The 17,326-nt window shown below is 60.1% G+C and carries 17 protein-coding genes and 4 pseudogenes; 9 read left to right on the top strand and 12 right to left on the bottom strand.

From position 1 onward, the window contains the following. Positions 1 to 110: 110 nt before the first annotated feature. The 3 genes from RY1_RS25455 (at position 111) to RY1_RS25445 (ending at position 1,555) form a co-directional block, all read left to right on the top strand. Positions 111 to 518, top strand: a complete 408-nt coding sequence (locus RY1_RS25455; protein WP_139279986.1) for a hypothetical protein — start codon at positions 111 to 113, stop codon at positions 516 to 518. Between the two features lie 46 nt (positions 519 to 564). Then, a complete protein-coding gene (locus RY1_RS25450) occupies positions 565 to 1,146 on the top strand; it encodes a helix-turn-helix domain-containing protein (protein WP_072806829.1) in 582 nt (193 codons plus the stop codon). Between the two features lie 112 nt (positions 1,147 to 1,258). Beyond that, positions 1,259 to 1,555: an ANTAR domain-containing protein gene (locus RY1_RS25445; RefSeq protein WP_072806828.1), complete on the top strand. Its 297-nt coding sequence runs from the start codon at positions 1,259 to 1,261 to the stop codon at positions 1,553 to 1,555. On the opposite strand, the gene RY1_RS25440 is transcribed toward RY1_RS25445, so the two are convergent. Beyond that, on the bottom strand, positions 1,526 to 1,852 hold the full coding sequence (locus tag RY1_RS25440; protein WP_072806827.1) for a hypothetical protein: 327 nt from the start codon (positions 1,850 to 1,852) through the stop codon (positions 1,526 to 1,528). The two genes, RY1_RS25445 and RY1_RS25440, sit on opposite strands and share 30 nt — an antisense overlap. 47 nt (positions 1,853 to 1,899) lie before the next feature. Then, positions 1,900 to 2,457, bottom strand: a complete 558-nt coding sequence (locus RY1_RS25435; protein ID WP_072806826.1) for a DUF6584 family protein — start codon at positions 2,455 to 2,457, stop codon at positions 1,900 to 1,902. A gap of 964 nt (positions 2,458 to 3,421) precedes the next feature. Between RY1_RS25435 and RY1_RS30790 the strand changes: the two genes are divergently transcribed. Then, positions 3,422 to 3,775, top strand: a complete 354-nt coding sequence (locus tag RY1_RS30790; RefSeq protein ID WP_245819949.1) for a hypothetical protein — start codon at positions 3,422 to 3,424, stop codon at positions 3,773 to 3,775. A 195-nt stretch (positions 3,776 to 3,970) separates the two neighbouring features. On the opposite strand, the gene RY1_RS25425 is transcribed toward RY1_RS30790, so the two are convergent. Next, complete coding sequence (locus RY1_RS25425; RefSeq protein WP_072806825.1) at positions 3,971 to 4,513, bottom strand: maleylpyruvate isomerase family mycothiol-dependent enzyme; 543 nt, start codon at positions 4,511 to 4,513, stop codon at positions 3,971 to 3,973. A 173-nt stretch (positions 4,514 to 4,686) separates the two neighbouring features. On the opposite strand from RY1_RS25425, the gene RY1_RS25420 reads away from it, so the two are divergent. Beyond that, positions 4,687 to 5,127 carry a MarR family winged helix-turn-helix transcriptional regulator gene (locus RY1_RS25420; RefSeq protein WP_084727846.1) on the top strand — a complete coding sequence of 147 codons (441 nt, stop codon included), beginning with the start codon at positions 4,687 to 4,689 and terminating at the stop codon, positions 5,125 to 5,127. A gap of 225 nt (positions 5,128 to 5,352) precedes the next feature. Here RY1_RS25420 and RY1_RS30025 read toward each other — a convergent pair whose 3' ends face one another. The 6 genes and pseudogenes from RY1_RS30025 to RY1_RS25375 all read right to left on the bottom strand — a co-directional run bounded on the left by RY1_RS30025 (position 5,353) and on the right by RY1_RS25375 (position 9,679). After that, positions 5,353 to 5,493 (bottom strand): transposase, encoded by a 141-nt coding sequence (locus RY1_RS30025; protein ID WP_072806824.1) that lies wholly within the window; start codon positions 5,491 to 5,493, stop codon positions 5,353 to 5,355. Between the two features lie 36 nt (positions 5,494 to 5,529). Beyond that, positions 5,530 to 6,039: pseudogene (locus RY1_RS25405) on the bottom strand (transposase); the annotation flags it as partial. A 22-nt stretch (positions 6,040 to 6,061) separates the two neighbouring features. After that, a complete protein-coding gene (locus tag RY1_RS25400) occupies positions 6,062 to 7,294 on the bottom strand; it encodes an IS110 family RNA-guided transposase (RefSeq protein ID WP_072806823.1) in 1,233 nt (410 codons plus the stop codon). Positions 7,295 to 7,580: 286 nt separating this feature from the next. After that, a pseudogene (locus tag RY1_RS29485) lies at positions 7,581 to 8,356 on the bottom strand (IS3 family transposase); the annotation flags it as partial. Between the two features lie 52 nt (positions 8,357 to 8,408). Next, a pseudogene (locus tag RY1_RS29480) lies at positions 8,409 to 8,842 on the bottom strand (IS1380 family transposase); the annotation flags it as partial. A 240-nt stretch (positions 8,843 to 9,082) separates the two neighbouring features. Further along, complete coding sequence (locus RY1_RS25375) at positions 9,083 to 9,679, bottom strand: TIGR03086 family metal-binding protein (RefSeq protein WP_084727843.1); 597 nt, start codon at positions 9,677 to 9,679, stop codon at positions 9,083 to 9,085. A gap of 657 nt (positions 9,680 to 10,336) precedes the next feature. On the opposite strand from RY1_RS25375, the gene RY1_RS25370 reads away from it, so the two are divergent. The 4 genes from RY1_RS25370 (at position 10,337) to RY1_RS25355 (ending at position 14,085) form a co-directional block, all read left to right on the top strand. Beyond that, entirely contained in the window at positions 10,337 to 11,878 is a 1,542-nt protein-coding gene (locus RY1_RS25370) for an AMP-binding protein (protein ID WP_218019859.1), read from the top strand. Then, positions 11,869 to 12,579 (top strand): tRNA-dependent cyclodipeptide synthase, encoded by a 711-nt coding sequence (locus RY1_RS25365; protein ID WP_072806820.1) that lies wholly within the window; start codon positions 11,869 to 11,871, stop codon positions 12,577 to 12,579. Before RY1_RS25370 ends, RY1_RS25365 begins: the two co-directional genes overlap by 10 nt. Positions 12,580 to 12,755: 176 nt before the next feature. Continuing rightward, positions 12,756 to 13,298, top strand: a complete 543-nt coding sequence (locus RY1_RS29855; protein WP_072806819.1) for a hypothetical protein — start codon at positions 12,756 to 12,758, stop codon at positions 13,296 to 13,298. Beyond that, positions 13,258 to 14,085: a class I SAM-dependent methyltransferase gene (locus RY1_RS25355; protein WP_169914830.1), complete on the top strand. Its 828-nt coding sequence runs from the start codon at positions 13,258 to 13,260 to the stop codon at positions 14,083 to 14,085. Before RY1_RS29855 ends, RY1_RS25355 begins: the two co-directional genes overlap by 41 nt. Before the next feature lie 364 nt (positions 14,086 to 14,449). Here RY1_RS25355 and RY1_RS25350 read toward each other — a convergent pair. The 3 genes and pseudogenes from RY1_RS25350 to RY1_RS29475 all read right to left on the bottom strand — a co-directional run. Then, positions 14,450 to 15,765: pseudogene (locus RY1_RS25350) on the bottom strand (IS1380 family transposase); the annotation flags it as partial. A 317-nt stretch (positions 15,766 to 16,082) separates the two neighbouring features. Next, positions 16,083 to 16,640: an RES domain-containing protein gene (locus RY1_RS25345; protein WP_072806817.1), complete on the bottom strand. Its 558-nt coding sequence runs from the start codon at positions 16,638 to 16,640 to the stop codon at positions 16,083 to 16,085. After that, a complete protein-coding gene (locus RY1_RS29475) occupies positions 16,641 to 17,228 on the bottom strand; it encodes an MbcA/ParS/Xre antitoxin family protein (RefSeq protein ID WP_084727839.1) in 588 nt (195 codons plus the stop codon). Positions 17,229 to 17,326: the final 98 nt, after the last annotated feature.

Genomic DNA, 17,326 nt, shown 5'->3' with positions numbered 1-17,326 from the left:
CCTTCGACGACGCAATTTCGGTGGTCACCACACAATTATGTCCGGCGCGACGGCTGGGGCGACGCCGATTGCGGTGACTCGGGTCGATCGTGAAAGCTACGATCTCCTCCATGATGCTCCGAAAGATCGCCGTCACGTCGACTCTGTCACTCGCGCTGGTGCTTGCCGGATGCAGTTCCGACGACCAGTCGGATGCGAACCAGTCGCTCGACAACGCGGCCAGCTCCGCCAGCAGTGTCGCAGCGAGCGTCGGCGAGCAGGCGGGCAATCTGTTCGACGACGCCAAGGTCACGGCGTTCGTCGTGGCGTTCCGCGCTCAGTTCGGCGCGCTCGCCGAGAACCGCGACGACAACGCCATCAAGTCCCTGTTGACCAGCACCTGCACCGAGATCGCCGGCGGAACCGACGAATCTGCCGTCGTCGCCCAATTGGAGATCGAGGCCGCGTCGGACGATGCGAAACCGTCCACCGAGCAGGCGCAGCGCATCTACGACCAAGCCAAACTGGCCTGCAACTGAATGAGCTATATTTGACAAAATGGCTTGCTGAAACTGCAATGTAGGAATGAGTGCTCAGGACCGGGATCTCGACGACGTCATCGCTGGAGTCGGCCCCCGCCTCCGTCGGCTACGAACCGAACGGGGTACAACGCTGACCGCGCTGGCCGAGACGACCGGAATATCGCTGAGCACGCTGTCCCGGCTCGAATCCGGCGACCGCAAGCCGAGCCTGGAATTGCTCCTTCCGATCGCGAGAGCGCACCAGATCCCCCTGGACGAACTCGTCAGCGAACCACCGGTGGAAGACCCACGCGTGAAGGGAACCCCTGTCCGTCGCGAGCACGTCACGTTCCAGCCGCTGACGCGTCGCCCCGGCGGCATGCAGGCCTACAAACTCGTCGTCGATCCAGGTCGTCGGGAACCCAACCCTCGCGTCCACGAGGGATACGAATGGCTGTACGTCCTCAGCGGCACGCTACGGCTGGTTCTGGGTGAACACGACATTCTGATGAAGCCTGGAGAAGCAGCGGAATTCGATACGCGCGTGCCACATTGGTTCGGAGCCGTCGACGATCGTCCCGTCGAAATTCTCAGTTTGTTCGGTCCGCAGGGGGAACGGATGCATGTTCGTGCGAAACCGACCTGAGTCTTTGCGCCTCGGCTACTTTCCCGTCGGTGTCGTATGGCAGAGTGAGCGCCTCCGAGCAGAGATGTGCTGCACCGGGAACCATGGCCAACCAACACGGCGAGGAACGTCCATGACAGACAGAAGTCCCGACACAACGGCGTCTCGGGGACCCGCTTCACGTACCGATCTCGACATCGCGACAGGGGTACTCGTCGGCCTGTGCGGCGGTAGCGTCGCCTCGGCCGTCGACGATCTGTTCGCCACCGCGCGGGACAACCGAGTCAGCCTGTTCGAACTGTCGCGGACGGTGATCACGTTGGCCGAGGGCAAGGAGCGCGGCGACGCGGAGACCCGCCGTATCGCGCTCGCTCGATGGGGCTCGGTTCTCGGGACCGGATCAGTCTCCGAAAACGCTGTCCCCGCGTAGTTCGGGAAAACGCTCGGACATCTTGTCGATCTGGCGATACATCTCGTAGAGCTCCTTGCGAAGCGAACTCGCCTGCGCCTCCAGGTCCCGCGCGCGTGTCAGCGCTTTGTCCGCACGCGCGCGGAATGCCCTGGACTGCGCTATCTCGATCGATGCAGTGCACCTCTCGATGTGTTGTGCCAACCCTGCAGCGAATACCCGCGCTTGGGCGAGGTTGACCTCGTAGTTGTAGTCACGTCGAATGGGGTCGATGAGAGAGGTCCTTGGTAGGCAGAGAAGCTCGGTTGAAGGCTGCATCGTTCTGGGAGGAGATTACCCGGCGGCACAGCCGGTTTCCGGGCGCCCTAGGAGAACACGATCGCCAGAACCACCGACGCCGACGTCGCCGCGATCGCAACGATGATCAGCGTCGCGACGACGCGCTGACGAATCGGGCGACGCGACCTTCCGTCGGTGGTGGGCGTCGGAAATTCGTCGTCGAGGAAGTCGTCCGAGTCGACACCCACCTCGTCGAAGTACACCGTGTCCCGCGGCGGGACCCACTGCTGTCCGTTGCTTCGGATCGCTGCGGACAATCGAGCGAGCCGTTCCTGCGCCTGGGCCGGGTAGTACTCGGACGGGGCATTGATCGGTAGGACTCGTGCGAGCGCGATCGGAGACCTGTGACGGGCCTCCAGGGCCTCGAACGCCGCCGACGCGGTGGGATCGTCGTCGGCCTTCGACGTGAGAAACCAGGCGGCACCTGCCGCCGCGCGATCGCCCATCAGCAGATGCGTGTACGCGAGTAGTTCGAGAATGGACTGCGACGCCGGAGCCGTGCGCAGTGCAGCGTAGAGCCGATCCCTGGCTTGCGCGTTCTCGCCTCGCGTCAAATCTTGCTGTGCCTGATCGATCGCATCCACCGGTCAAGCCCAACGGCCCCCGACCGAACGGCGCCGTCGGCTGCTGCGCTCCTGGCTGTGTGCACGCATGAAAAAGCCCCCATCGGTAAACCGAAAGGGGCTTCGCTCCGACATTGCACTACGCCGAAGTTATATTACGCCGAAACTGCACTACTCCGAGCTTGAACTGGGGGTCGAGGAGAAAATCCGCCCAATCCGGAGCTAACGATTTACCGCAAATAGTGTGATGCTATGCACGGTAACGTCTGAACCGTCCTGGCTCGATGCGCCTTTCAGATGAGGCGACTCGGGAAACTATGTGCGGTAGTAGTCGGCGGTCGGTGAGATGGGGCGGGTTCACAGGTTGTCGACGTCGGTGAGTGATGTGCGACTGGCCGATGCGGTGCGGATCTACTTGGCGACGATCACGGTGCCCAACACTCGCGCGACCTACGCGGCGGCGCTGGATCGGTTGGTGGCCGACCTCGGCGCGGACACGGAATGTGGCGTTGCTGGGCTCGGAGCCGGATCGGGTCAGTGGCTAGTTCACCTTCGCGTGGGGTGGCAAGTCGGCGAAGACGTTCAACATTCGGTTGACCGCGCTGGGGTCGGCGCGCACCTATTGGCGCGAGCAGCAGTGGTTGGCCGGCGATCCGTTGGTCCGGCTGCGGGCGAGGTCCGCGCCGCCGGATACCAGCAGGGCGCTGAGCAGGGTTCGGGTCACCAAGATCCTGGGATCGGATGCGGCACTGCGGGAACGGGTGCTATGGCACATGCTCTACGAATCCTCGACGCGTGCCGAGGAGGTGTTGATGTTGGATGTGCCCGACCTCGACACCGCGAACCGGTGCGCGGTGGTGACCCGCAAGGGCGGGCACGCGACCTCATCGCGTGGTAGACCGCTACCGCGCGGTTGTTGCCGCGGATGCAGGCCGGCCGCAAAAGCGGACCGCTGTTCCTCACCGACCGCAAAGCCCGACCCTCGGTGGCCACAAACGATGTCGACTCGTCGACGGGTCGGGCACGGCTGTCTTACCGGCGCGCGGCCGAGATGTTCGAAGGCCACACCGTGCACTACGACGACGGCCCGTACACGCTGCACCAGCTACTGACGCACGCGGCCGAGGAGGGCGCGTCGACGCCGGTGTTGATGGAGCTGTCGGGTCAGATGTCGGTGCGAAGCCTCGCCAAGTACGCGAGAATCTCCGACGGGGGGGCTACGGCGCTTTCAGGCCGACAGCAATCCGGCGGCGCGTCGTCGGCCGGGTCGGTGATCGGGACCGAATTCAGGGACGGGGCCTATTGCAACGCGCAGACGCGCCGAGCGCAACAGGCGTAGCCCATTGAGTCCGACGACGACGGTGGAACCTCTGTGTCTTATCTGCCCCTGTCAGTGCCCTCAGATCGGATATCGTGCACCGACGGTGAAACGCCACTGCCCTAAAACTTCGCACACGTCGATGCTGCGCATCTCCGGCATCCCTTTGAAAACAACGATTCTGCCCACCGGGCGGATGTAGCGATCGTTCGCCTGTTACATCCGACCCGAGATTCTGAGCGCACACGCCCATACCGCATCGGCATCGGCGAGCGGCGGTTCCTGCAGTGTCGTCAGGATCCGACGCGCGACCTCGTCATCCGGGCGATAGTCAAATCCCATCGCTTGCCCCAAGTCCCAAGTGTGGATGACTGTTTCGCTGATCTGTTTTTCGTATACAGCGCCGGCCTCGAGGTCAACCCCGTCAATGCAGTAGCGCAATTCGGCAGAGGAAACGGATGCGAACGCACTCTCCATCCGCCGTGCCGTCTGACGGTATCGCTCCTCTAACCCGCCGCCGTGCAGATATATCGGGGTATCGAGGGCCGATCTGCGGATCGGGTCGGACTGCAGGCGCTTGGGCACTGCCTCATGCGTGAGACCTGCAGCGATGACGATATTGCGGTCGATGAGGTGTAAGTACAGGTCGCCGACGTCCTGTGCAGGTACCGGCGTTGGTTGTCTGAGATCGCCTTGGGTGACCTCGGAGAGCCATTCCGCGAGATTTTCGGTAACGGTGTGCAAGGTGGATACGTCCATAGCGCGCCCCCTTCGGGCATGGCCGGCACATCGCACTCAAACACTGTGGTCGAGGTGCCGAGACTGGCAGGGTGTGAATTAACGTCAAATGTGCGGAAAAACTAAACGCGATCGTCTACCTCGGTAGATGAACTGATCCTCTACTACGGTAGACGATAATTGGAAGGCCGTCCATGACAGGTTCTGAAAACCCGTTGCGCGACGAGGCAGACCTGACTGCGCTCATGTTTCGGGTACTGCCGCGCTTGGCCGCCCTGGAGGAACCTCTCCTGCGCGATGCCGGACTCTCGATGTGGGAATACGCGATCCTGACCGAGGTCGCCTCGAGTTCCGCCATGTCCCAGGTGGAGCTGTCCCGCCGGACACGCCGTGATCCCACTCGGTTGGGTCGGCATCTGGACGCGTTGGTCTCGCAGGGACTCGTCAGTCGAGAACGATCGCGCGACCAACGTCAGCGCACCGTCGGCATAACTTCCAGTGGGCAAGTCCTGCTCGATACGGTCCGCGGGAGAATCAGGGAGGTAGAGGACGAGCTACTCCACGCAGCGTTGACAGAGAGCGATGCCGCAATCCTGCGCGACATGCTCGCTCGGCTCGCCACTGCCTGTGAATGACACCAGGCGCACCTCGTCGGCACACCGGAATCCCATTCCTTGCCTTACCAAAATGTCAGTCCCCGGCGAGCCCGGTGTGTGGGCGCGTCGTTGATGCCGTCTCCGACCATGGTTACCCGCTCCCCGGCTGCTTCGAGATCACGCACCGCCGAAACCTTGTCGCCATGCAGCAGACTCGCACACACTCACCGCGGGCGGAACTTCGCCCGCGCGCGGGTCGCACCGTTAATCGCTGTCGCGGGTATCGGGATCGCGCAGCGGCCGGTGTGTTCCGCCGAGGTCGGGCAGGCGGAAGGCGTAGTGACCGTCGATACCGATGTGGGCGCGGATAAACGCCGACAGCCGCTGCGCGTCGGCGTCGAGCACCGGATTGAACTGTCCTGGAAGTGATGGAGACCTGGTTCAAGCCACTTCGCAATCGGAAGTGGCGATCGAGCATTGCTGACGGTACTCGTTTTCATAGTCGACGGGCGAAACGTAGCCAATCGAGGAGTGCAGGCGACTGGTGTTGAACCAATGCACCCACGACGCGGCTTCCCGTTCGATCTCGGCCCGACCGGTCCACGACTTCTGCCGGTCGATCAGCTCGGTTTTGTACAGGCCGATCGTTGATTCCATCAACGCGTTGTCGAGCGCATCGCCGACGCTTCCGATCGATCCGGCCAACCCCGATTCGATCAACGCTTCGGTGAAGGCAAGCGAGGTATATTGCGAGCCGGCACCGGAGTGGTGCACCAAACCTGTTGCAGTGAAAGCACAATCGGAGCGTCTACGAGTGAACAGGGCTTGCTCCAGTACCCCTGAAACCAACGGTGTCGCCTTAGTCGTCATCACCCGCCACCCGAGAATCCGGCGGGAGAACACGTCGACCACAAACGATGTGTAGACGAATCCAGCCAACGTCCAGCAATAGACATCCCACGCCTGTCAGATGTCAAGCGGCAGCGATGTACACACCCGCATCCGGCAGAGGATTGGTCGTCCAGGCGCGGTGGTCGTCCCAGGGTTCGTTGTGTTTGAGGCACCACCACAATCGGCCGAGGAGTTTGTTCGCGAGATTGCGCAGGGCCGCGTTGTGATGCTCACCGAGAGCGCGGCGTTTGCCGTAGTGCACGCGAGCACCTGTCGACTTGGTCAGCATGGAAAAGGCCCACCAGTGGCAGGCGTCGCCGAGTCTCTTGTTGCGGACTTTGCGGGCCTTGACGTAGTGCGATCGACCGGAGGCACGGGTGATCGGTGCGGTGCCGGCGAAGGCACGCAATCCGGCGGGGCTTACGAAACGTTGTGGATCGTCGCCGATTTCGGCGAGGATCCGTCCGCCGAGCACGGTCCCGAGTCCGGGTGCGGACTTGAGGATCGGGGCGAGTGGATGCGTGTCGAAGACCTCGGCGAGCTGCTTTTCCAGTGTCTCCACCGCGGTGTGCATGGCGGCGACGATGCCGAGCAGTCCGGTCACCGCGTGTCCGAGCGCGTCCTCGACTTCGGATGGTTGTGTCAGTGCCGGGGCGTGCAGGTCTGCCAGAATCTGGTCGACCAACTTTTCGTCGTTGCGGCGTCCTGCGCGGTGAAGCAAGGCGACGAGCTTGCGTTTGGTGAGGGCGCGGCCGGCGGTCGGTGTGGGTACCGCTGCCAACACTGTCAGGGCTGCTTTGTGTTTCTGATTCGGAAATGCTTGCAGCGCTGCGGGATAGAATTCGAGGAGGACCGACCGCAGCCGGCTCAGTGTCTGATGCAGTGCCCATAATGCTTCTTGGTGCTGGCGGGCGAGGGCTTTGACGGCGCGGGCGTGTTCGCTGGTCGCCGGGAGGGTTCGATGCGCGTCGCGGTCGGTGCGCAGAATGTTCGCCAGGATCGCGGCGTCTCCGGGATCGGACTTGCCCCCTGCTTGACCGTGGCGTTCGCGGTAGCGGGCGACCGCCCGTGGGTTGATCAGGTAGATGGTGAAGCCGGCGTCGGCGAGTGCGACGACGAGCAAGTTCTTGTCGGTTTCGATGGCGACCGGGGTGTTGTCCGCGGTGCCGCCGTGCGATGCAACGAGGTCGAGCAGTTCGATGAATCCGGTTGCACCGGTGTCGATTCTGGCTCGTGCGATCACGGTTCCTTCGGCGTTCATGATGGCGACGTCGTGGTGGATCTCGGCCCAGTCGATCCCGACGGTCAGTGCCATGTTCGGTGTCCTTTCGCTGGCTGATGCTCCTTCCTGTGAGCTCGAGGTGGTGCGGCGACCTAATGGACAGCGCTCGGTGGCGCGGCATCTCACAAGCCGATCACGTACCTCGAACGACTGGCAGGGCCACCGTCTACGGTCAGACCTCGGGTGCAGTCCGTGCGATCTAGGGTAGTGATCACCTTCCAGCAGCTCACCACCTCAGACTGCGCCCCGGTCGGTAAAATCTCAGTGACCACCTGCCAGTCGTCTTTTCGTGTCGCATACGGTGCCGACCACCCCATTACGTGAAGTCAGCAACCCACCACCGATCCGGACGGGTCGGCGCATCCCACTGACGGTCGATCAGATCCGGGTGTCGAGGTGCACGATCATCCGACTGGGTGGTCACCGTGCGCCGGCGTCCGCGGACGACGCCGACCGCGCCACAGATCGCCATCAACCGACCGACTTGATCGCGACCCATCTCATGGCCTGCGCGTTTCATCGCATGCCACATTTTCCGCATCCCGTAGAGCCTCCTGTTGGCCACGTACAACCGGTGGACTGTGTTCGCGGCGTACGCCTCCTCGAGAGCGGCTGCGGAGACGGCGCCGCGTTTCTTGGCGGCGTAATTGGTGGACGGGGCGATCATGATGCCGTGCTCGCGGAGCACGGTGCAGATCGGGACGACCGGCGAAACGGTGCCGGTATTCGTCGATGTAGTCGACGATCACCGAAGTCGGCATGGGGCACCTCCCGCTTGCGGGGGACGACCTCCGCCGCTGCGAAAAACGCTGACACCGTCTTGAGAATCTCATTGGCTCTTCGTAATTCGGAGTTCTCGCACCACAACGCCTTCAATTCGGCATCGCGATCGACCGCTGCCTCTGACTGTTCCGCGCCAGTTACCGGCTCATCCTTCTCGACCCAATTCCGGATCGTCGCGGGATTGATATCGAGCAGCGCTCCGACGTGCTTTCGAGCGGCGATCTTGGTGTCGCCTGCCTCGGCCAGACGGTCCCGATACATCCGAACCGCCCGATCACGCGTCTCGGTATCGAACTTCCTTGGTGCACCCATATCTGCATTTCCTGGTGAGATCACAGTCTCCACCAGTCCCAGGACAGTTCAGTGCGAGGGCGGAGTTCTTCAGGTCGGCGTGGACTTGTTCGATGATCGCGTGGCGGCGGTGGATTCGACAGGCGGTCACGGTGTCGAGGACGCCGGGGTCGGTGGTGGTTGAGAAGGCGTGGAAGCGCCAGACGTCGAACAACTGGCCCTGGCCTTGGTCTTTCTTCGGTCGTAGGTCCGGGATGCGGCGCACGACCAGCCGGCCGGGGACGTGGTGGCCTTCTTCTCGGACGCGAACGCGGTGAACGGGATTTCGGCCACCGAGATCCATTGCTCGGTGTCGTGGTCGTAGAGGGCGTTGGTGTATCGGATCGGCGTCCAGGCGTCGTCCGCGATCGTGCTGATCGCGGTCTTGGTCACCGAGTTCAGGCTGGTGGTGATCGGGACGTCCGCGCCGCCGCGCAGCGCGGCACCGATGCTGGGGTACCCGAAGAACGGGTATGGGATAGTTGCATCTGCCAGATGCCCTTCGTTGTGGTTGAAATGTTCCCTAGACAAGAACAATTCTCTCACTACGGCAGGGCATTTCATGTTTACAGCGTGCGGCCGACCGTCGCTGAATCGGTGCATTCAGGCTAAGGTAGGCAACTCGTCGGTCGCGCAGAATGCATTTCGTGTCATCAGCTTTCATGGATCGACGTGGTTGTCCGCTTAAGGTGAACGACGAAGAGGTCATTAGTTCTGCGGCCAGCGAGGAGAACGGCCGAGCAACGCCAGCGCAGTGTCAAACCTTGATCCGGTGGTGTCACCGATACTAGCGCGGGGGCCAAAGTGTGCTCCGGGCTTCCGTCTCTCTTCATTATCTGGAATCTGCTCGACGATCTCTATTGTCATCTCAACCAAATCGAAATCTGGCTCAACTATACTTCCAACTGCACGAGCGACATCCCACGAGTGAATCATCGAATCAATCGCATGCATCGTGACTGCCTGCGATCCAATGAACTGCTGCTCTCTTGACAGCTCTGGCAGGTAGAACTGGCGGTCTACAACGTCGCTTGCGGAAAATGCCTCGATGACACGTTCCGCTGATTCCAGATAATCGACTACAAGATTATCTAGATGCATTCCGGTGTTCCAAACATCCTCATCGCGACTACCTCCTGCCGCAGCTGCAAAACCGAAATTCTGAACGGTCATATGGTCTAACAACTGCGCTAAGTCCCATTCACTGCAGGGCGTGGGTGCGGACAAACTACCGACCGAGATTGGACTCACTGCATCAACTGTCAGCTGAACCGCGCGGGCATGGACTTCTCTCAGGGTATCCATAGCAATTACCGTACATGAGTGTGTCCGATGGTTGTGGTTCAACGCAGCACCGACTTGCTTCAAGTATCAACCGATTTCCGTTGCCGCAAGGTGACTTAACCCCCATGGGGGCGAAATTGTCGGTCGGCTGAATGACAAGAAGAATGATTGAGCATCTCCCGTACGCGAGTTGACGCACCTCTTCGGCCTGGCGACAAAATAACGCTTGACCTGCGGATGGACAATGTGTCGCAGCGAGTCCGATAAATCTTGAAGTGGCGCGAGAGCAGTGAACAGGCGTTTGTTCATGTTTTCTGACGGCAAAGAGCAAATCGCCGGAACATTGACACGCAGAACCCGTCCAGGTATAGCTTTGTCGAAGCGTATAGAGCGCATGTCGATACAGCGGTCAGGGGGGGCCGAAGGCAGACCCATGCAGCATGCAGATTTGAACAGACTTACGGTGTTTTATTCAACTTTAAACAATCCGCGACTAGCGAGCCACATCTTCATGCCGCGGCCACGACGCACTGTTTACCTAAACGCTACGAGCTGTTCAAGTGGATGTACACCAAATGTGTTCGCGGGTTCTAGATGAGGAGTAGATCGTAAATGGAACCAAACTGGACTTTCAGCTTGGGTGAACTTTTTGATCACCGAAGCACGTCAGGCAAACCTATGACTTTTCATCTCTCTCGCCCGCTCGATATTGATCGGGAGAAACGAGATGTGTTGGACCTCCCTGATCTCGCTTCAATAGTGAGAACTACCGCGGGAATCTTGAACGAAATCGGCGTAAACCCCGGCGACAGGGTCGTCGTCTATAAGGCAAACCATTTCGATTGCATACTGTTCGCTTCGGCAATTGTGCGTATCGGTGCAATCCCGGTAATGCTATCTGGGTTACTGCAGAAGGAAGCCGTGCACAGTCTCATTGAGCGAGTTGAGCCCACGGCTGTTATTAGCGACACGACACGTATCGGGAAGATGGAGATCACTGCAGCGGTATTCCCTGCCCTGACAAATCGTATATTCGCCGTTGATGGCAATGCAGTGGCCGCGCGTGATTTCTCGGATATCGAAGCACCGCCGTTCTTGGATGTAGTACGACGGAGTGACGACGAGCTGCTCATGCTAACCCACACATCCGGGACAACCGGCATTCCAAAACTTGTCGTATTCCCCCCCTCAACTATTCAGAAGCAGATGGCTCGGCTGGAGTGCCGAAACCTCCATCCGCTCACGTTTCGTAGACACGACATCGTTGCAATGTTCACCCCCTACGTACATGCACGGGCGTTCACATGGATCTACTCAGTTCTGACACTGTCACCCGCAACTGTCCTAGTGATGGACAAGCCTGATCTGGACCGGGTGCAGGAGATGTTCAGGCAGCACAAGCCAACCTTTGTCGAAGCCCTCCCCATTGACTACTCCGCTATGGAGCCACTTCTACGCACTGGAGCCGACAACCCGTTCTCAAAGGTCCGGGTCTTCGTATGCAATTTCGATGCGGTTCGGTGGCCAGTCATTAGGCGCTACATGAATGCGACGAGTCACAGATACCCTCTCTGGCGCGAGGGCTACGGTCAGTCTGAAACGGGTGGCATGGGGATGACGGTCATCTCGCGTCGAGCAGCCAATCGCCCCCGGGACCACAAGCCAGGACCTCGCGTCGTCGGCCGCCCTATGCCGGGATTTGTAAAGCTGATGGTCGTCGACCCCGACACGTTCCAGTCCGTAGGTAGAGGCCGAGCCGGGTTGGTACTTGCGAAGACCAGGGCACGATGCGCCGGCTACTACGGCGAGCTGGACCGGTGGAAGGAGAAAGTTGTTGGCGATTGGTGGAACACGGGAGATATTGGAATTCTGACGCGGACCGGAGCGCTCAGGATAGTTGATCGCGAAGTCAATTACACGGCAGGGATGGGTTACCTAGAATTCGAGGACACCATCGTAGATAGGCTTGCAGAAGGATCAGACGTCGCCATTCTTCCTAGGGTCGATGGGCCGCCACTACCGGTGGTCGCCACGTTTGATGGCAACTTGGACAGCGACGATTGGTCACGTGTCATTACGGGTCTGCCTGAGTTGGCCAATCCTATAATAATTCAAGGTGATCAGATGCCGAGGACCGCCACGGGCAAAATCGTTCGCGAAAAGCTCCGCGACACGTACCTCGGTTCATCCACTGCGCTTGGATCAGGCCGATGGACGTGAATGAGGTCAGAAGTATCGGAAGCGTAGAATTTAGCGTTCAGCCACTTACTCCAGAATGCGAAAGTGTATGGGAGTCGCGCCAGCACGCCGTGTTCGGAGTCAGTCCAGGTAACAGCTATTTCAACGTACGTCGTATCGCGCAGATTCTTGGCTGGCTGCGCTCAGAGTTTCGACAAATAGACGTGGTCATTCCTGACAACTCACTTCACTACACATTTCGCGCCTTGGGATATGACGCGCAGAAAGCAGCGAAGAAGGCTCGCGCTGAGACAAACGTTCTTAAGAATCGCGTCCATCGTGCCTGGCAAGAAATTGGGGGTCCGCGAGCTAACGATGGCCTTCATGGGATATCGCAATTGTCCACGAACGCGACCTACTTGAATAGCGTGGGGCATTGTGCACGGGAAATTTCGCTAGATCCGGTTCTTCGTGAAGCGAGCGAAACCATGACAAAGGAGATTCTTGCATCGAAAGGGCTGGCCGGACGCCCATCCGATGAGCAGATCTCACTAGCAGAGAAGTATCTAATTGCGGAACTACCGTTCTTCATCTCCTCATCGAAAATCTTCGACGTCGGTCCCTCGCTCAACTTCTACCACCAGCCACTACCACTGGCGAATGCCATATTTTCTGGCAAGACTTCGCTGAAGCCTGATCGCGGACAGGGGTATGCCACAATAAATTCAGCCGGAATTTCCTGAGACGCTCTGTGACATCGCGACGCTAAACGTATCCGTATACACCCTTGCGGGGGATCGATTCATGTTGTTAGCTTGAGGAGCAACAGGTAGTGCTTGACTTGGTAAGGAAACGCCCATGTCTACCGCCATCCCGGTAAGGTGCGGAATGACACCGTGATCAAAAGTGAGGACCAGCTGTGGAGATTGCAACATTGTATGCCGCAAACGAAGACCTCGCCGGATACATCTCCGAACTGACCGTTGGAGACCTGAGCAGGCCGACCCACCAAGAGTCGGTGGACATCGGAGACCTGCTCGCAGACATACTGAAGTGGAACACACAAGTAACGGCCGGAATTAAAGGATCGTCTGTAGAAAGCTCAACGTCGGATACTCCGACCAAAGCGGACCTAGTTAAGTCGGCGAATCTGGCTGGCGGAGGTTTCGAGAGTGCGTACCGTACGACTGCCCGCGCGCTGGAGGCGGCATACGAGTCGGTGGAAGATTCACGCAATGTGGCGATTCCAGGGACTGCCCAGACGGTCAAGATTCAAGACCTGATAAGAATTCAACTTCAGAAGACCCTTGTCGCTACATGGGACGTGACTCAGGCTCTTGGCCTTTACGATTACTCACCACCGGTGGAGGCGACGGCTGCCCTCAAAGATAATGGTGGGGCTACCTTGTCGGATGCTGATAGTGAAGTCATCGACAAAATTCTTGCTCAATCCAAAAGCTGAGAATATTCAGTCAAGCGTCATGATGATCGACAACGGGGGACGTGAAATGGCCGATGACACCGACCAGTACGACCAAATTGCTGCCAGTTTCGATGAAGTCGAAGCGATTATTCGGTTTGTCAGAGAGAATCTCGAATGGCCGTCGTTCGAGGCTGCGCTTGGGCAACTCGAAGGTCTTAGAGTGCTCGATGTGGGTTGCGGCGAGGGTAGTTTCACTCGACGAATCGCGCAGCTGGGAGCCAAAGACGTTGTGGGAATGGATCTATCGCCCGGCATGATCGCACTCGCGGAGCAATCCGAGGCTGCAAATCCTCTGGGAGTGAAGTATCACGTCCACGATCTTGGAGCGATGCCAAAGCTTGCGGAGTTCGACGTCGTTACTGCTGTGCATGTCCTGCACTACGCCGACAGCCGAGAGTCGATGTCTGCGATGGCGGCCACTATGTTCGCCAATCTGGTCTCAGGCGGCCGTCTGGTCGCCTTGAGCGCGAACGCGGACTCAAGTGCGCGCTCAGAAGCGGCCGCAGGGTTCAAAACTAGTCGCCCAGAGAACCCACGTGAGGGCGATAAGTTCAAGGTTGCCGTGCTGACTGACCCGCCAACGGAAATCGAGGTGCACCATTGGCCAACCTCGACGATTGTCGGAATACTTGAAGAGGCCGGCTTCGCAAATGTCGTTTGGGAGCAAGTGAAAGTGGCAAACTTCGTGACAGATGAGGACATGGATCGAGCCCAGCGTTGCGCTGAAAATCCCACGAGCCTGATAATAACCGCATTGAAAGCATAGCGGCATCCGGTTGTTGGCATCGCGTGTAAGGACCCTACTCGTGCGGTCGGACTAGCTCGTCTGTCGACTCGGCTCGGAAGATCTCCTTGGAGCAGAAAGCACTGCTCTCGGCATTGAAAGCGTTCGTGACCTCGCTCTAACTGAAATGGTTGCAGAGCATCAAGGCGATCGGTAGGTCTCGGCCGCTTAAGCCTGAATGCACCGATGGGTTGAGTCGGTGGCGGTGAATTGTGTGGTCCCAGCGCAGGTGTGGGCGTGGTTGAGTGCCCGAGCGGGATATCGGGTTGTTCCACTGGGTCTTTCGCATTGTGGGCGGGCGGGGATCGCGGTGTAAGGTCGCGATGTAAGCGTTTCGTCTGAACATGTTGTCGAACAGTGTGATCCAGGCTCTCTCCCATGGCCACTTCTGTGGTAGGTGCACGGTGAGTTTTCGCGCGGAGTAGGCGATCCGCGTCGGGACCGAGATTAGAGTCCGCCGGATGGTTCCGGTCGTGGCCTTCGCGAGTGTCGGCTCGCTGGTGAGTGTCTCGGCGGCGCGGGTGATGTTGAAAGGCCATGACCGCACAAACCAGCCGAGCTGCGTTGGCGCAGAAATGCCCGGAGGGCAGGTGTGCGAGGGCGGAGTTCTTCAGGTCGGCGTGGACTTGTTCGATGATCGCGTGGCGGCGGTGGATTCGATCGGCGGTCACGGTGTCGAGGACGCCGGGGTCGGTGGTGGTTGAGAAGGCGTGGAAGCGCCAGACGTCGAACAACTGGCCCTGGCCTTGGTCTTTCTTCGGTCGTAGGTCCGGGATGCGGCGCACGACCAGCCGGCCGGGGACGTGGTGGCCTTCTTCTCGGACGCGAACGCGGTGAACGGGATTTCGGCGACTTCGGCCACCGAGATCCATTGCTCGGTGTCGTGGTCGTAGAGGGCGTTGGTGTATCGGATCGGCGTCCAGGCGTCGTCCGCGATCGAGCTGATCGCGGTCTTGGTCACCGAGTTCAGGCTGGTGGTGATCGGGACGTCCGCGCCGCCGCGCAGCGCGGCACCGATGCTGGGGTATCCGAAGAACGCCGAATCTGCCCGCACCAACGGCTTCGGTGATGCGTCCACGGTGACGGTGTCTATGTCGGTTTTCGAGACTGCGTCGCGGAGTCGGTCGACGGTGGTGAGAGTGTCGGCGATCATGCGTGCGGCACCACGGGAGGATCCGCAGGCACCTTCGCGGAGGCGTTGGGCGGTGATGGCCGGCCCGGTCGTGCTGGTGGTGACGGTGGTGATCACCGAGTTCAGGCCTCGGACGCCGGAGTAACCGTAGCCGGATCCTTGTTTGCTGTGGCCGTGGACTTCGATGATGGAATCGTCGATGTCGACCATCACTCGGCTGGTGTCGATCCCCGCCAGCAGCGGGTGTGCGATCTGTCAGTGCCAGCAGTAGCCGGGAGGCGACGGCATCGAGCTGGCGGACGCGACCGAACCGGAACTGCCGCAGAAACGATCCCAGGGTCGAGGGTGCGTAAAACCGCTCGAAACAGAATGTGCATCGCACCGTGCCGCAGGATCGCCATGTCGGAGATACTGTCCACACCCGCGACCAGGGATCCGATCTCGCGGCCTGCGTTGGATCCCGTGTCGCCCGGAACCGACAGATGGTCGTCGGAGAGCGTGAGCAGGCCTGATCGCTGCGCCAACGCCATCACCGGCACCAATCCGGCCGCGGATACCAGAATGGGGTCGTCGAAGGATGCGGCAGCGACGGGTCGGGTATGGGATAGTTACATCTGCCAGATGCCCTTCGTTGTGGTTGAAATGTTCCTTAGACAAGAACAATTCTCTCACTACGGCAGGGCATTTCGTGTTTACAGCGTGCGGCCGACCGTCGCTGAATCGGTGCATTCAGGCTTCGAGACCTCCAGTATTTCGTAAAAACCCTACGCGGAGATTGCGCGGCGAGCCATCCACGGTGGAACAGCTGACGGCACGGCCGCCTGATCGTCGCCGAAATGCAGGTCAGCTACGGAAGCGGCCGATACAGCGCCGACGCGGCCTCCATAATCGCAGGATGATCGAGAGCGAGGACCTCCTGGCGCACGAATCGAGGCCGATGCCAGCTCGCGATCACCGTCCAGGCGGGGCGATGAAAAGAATACCACTGCACCGCTTGCCACTGCCTACCGGCGATAGCCGGTGTCGTTTGCGACCAGATCTGATGGCCCCACGTCGAGGTGACAGAAAGATTTCTCGCCACCACTTGGGTGGGGCGCAGGTTCTGTTCGATCAAGCGTTGGGGGTCGTCCAGGTCGCAGATCCGTAGGTCGTTCGGAAGCTCGTACGTTCCCAGGACGCGGCGTGCACCCGGAATCATCGGGAAGTCGAACATCGAGTCGACCCACCGTGCGAGGTTTCCGAACGACTCACCGCACGCCGCTTCGGGCTGTCGTGCGACGTACCAGGTGTAGTAGTCGGGGTGATCGACACGGCCACCTCGTTGAGGATGGTGTTCGTACTCAGGATGCCCCGGCTGTCCGGCCTTGGCTGATGCGAGGTACGGAAAGATGCGGCGGACGAGCACTCAGGCTGCCCCGCCCCATATCTCAGCGTCCAGGCTTTCCAGAACCCGACCGGGGCCGTCGATGTACAGCACGTCCAACGGTCGAGCCCCGTCGAGAAATGAGTTCGGGCTGTCCAACCAGATCCCAGCAGCTTCTTCCCCCCACACAAGCCGAGCTCGTGCGTACACATGCTCGAGGTCTATCAGCGCCGGAGCCACAGCGGGACCTGGACGCTCATACCCTTGTGACCAACGGGAGGTCTGAGACGGGCTTACCCCGAGCCACCCTGCCAGTCGTTTGCTGGTGAATACGGTCAGAAGATAGGTCACACGATCGACCGACAACGGGTCGTCCGCAGGAGTCTTCAGGCCCTGTCGAGAGTGAGTGGGCGTGTGTCTGCGTGACCCAGCTTTCGTAGGCGACCGAACGACACGCTTCGCCTTCTTGGCCTCGGTCTTGACCCGCTTCTTGGTTTCTCCATCAGGCTTGCTTCGGATCGCCCCGCTGACCGGGGGCTTGCCCGTAACGACGTCGTCACTGCCCGTCTGATCGATGCGAGAAGTCACGGTGTAGCCCGCCCTCCGCGAGGTGTCGGTGTGTTCATTCATCTATCTTACCCAATCTTTTCGTTGGGCAACATTGGCACACGACGCGTGAGCAGAGCGTGCGCGACATGGAGGGTGTCCACACTCCGATCGAACCGGCC

Source organism: Rhodococcus yunnanensis NBRC 103083 (genome assembly GCF_001895005.1).
Lineage (GTDB): Bacteria > Actinomycetota > Actinomycetes > Mycobacteriales > Mycobacteriaceae > Rhodococcoides > Rhodococcoides yunnanense.
The sequence above is the reverse complement of the archived record's forward strand: the minus strand, read 5'-3'. Positions and strand labels throughout refer to the sequence as shown.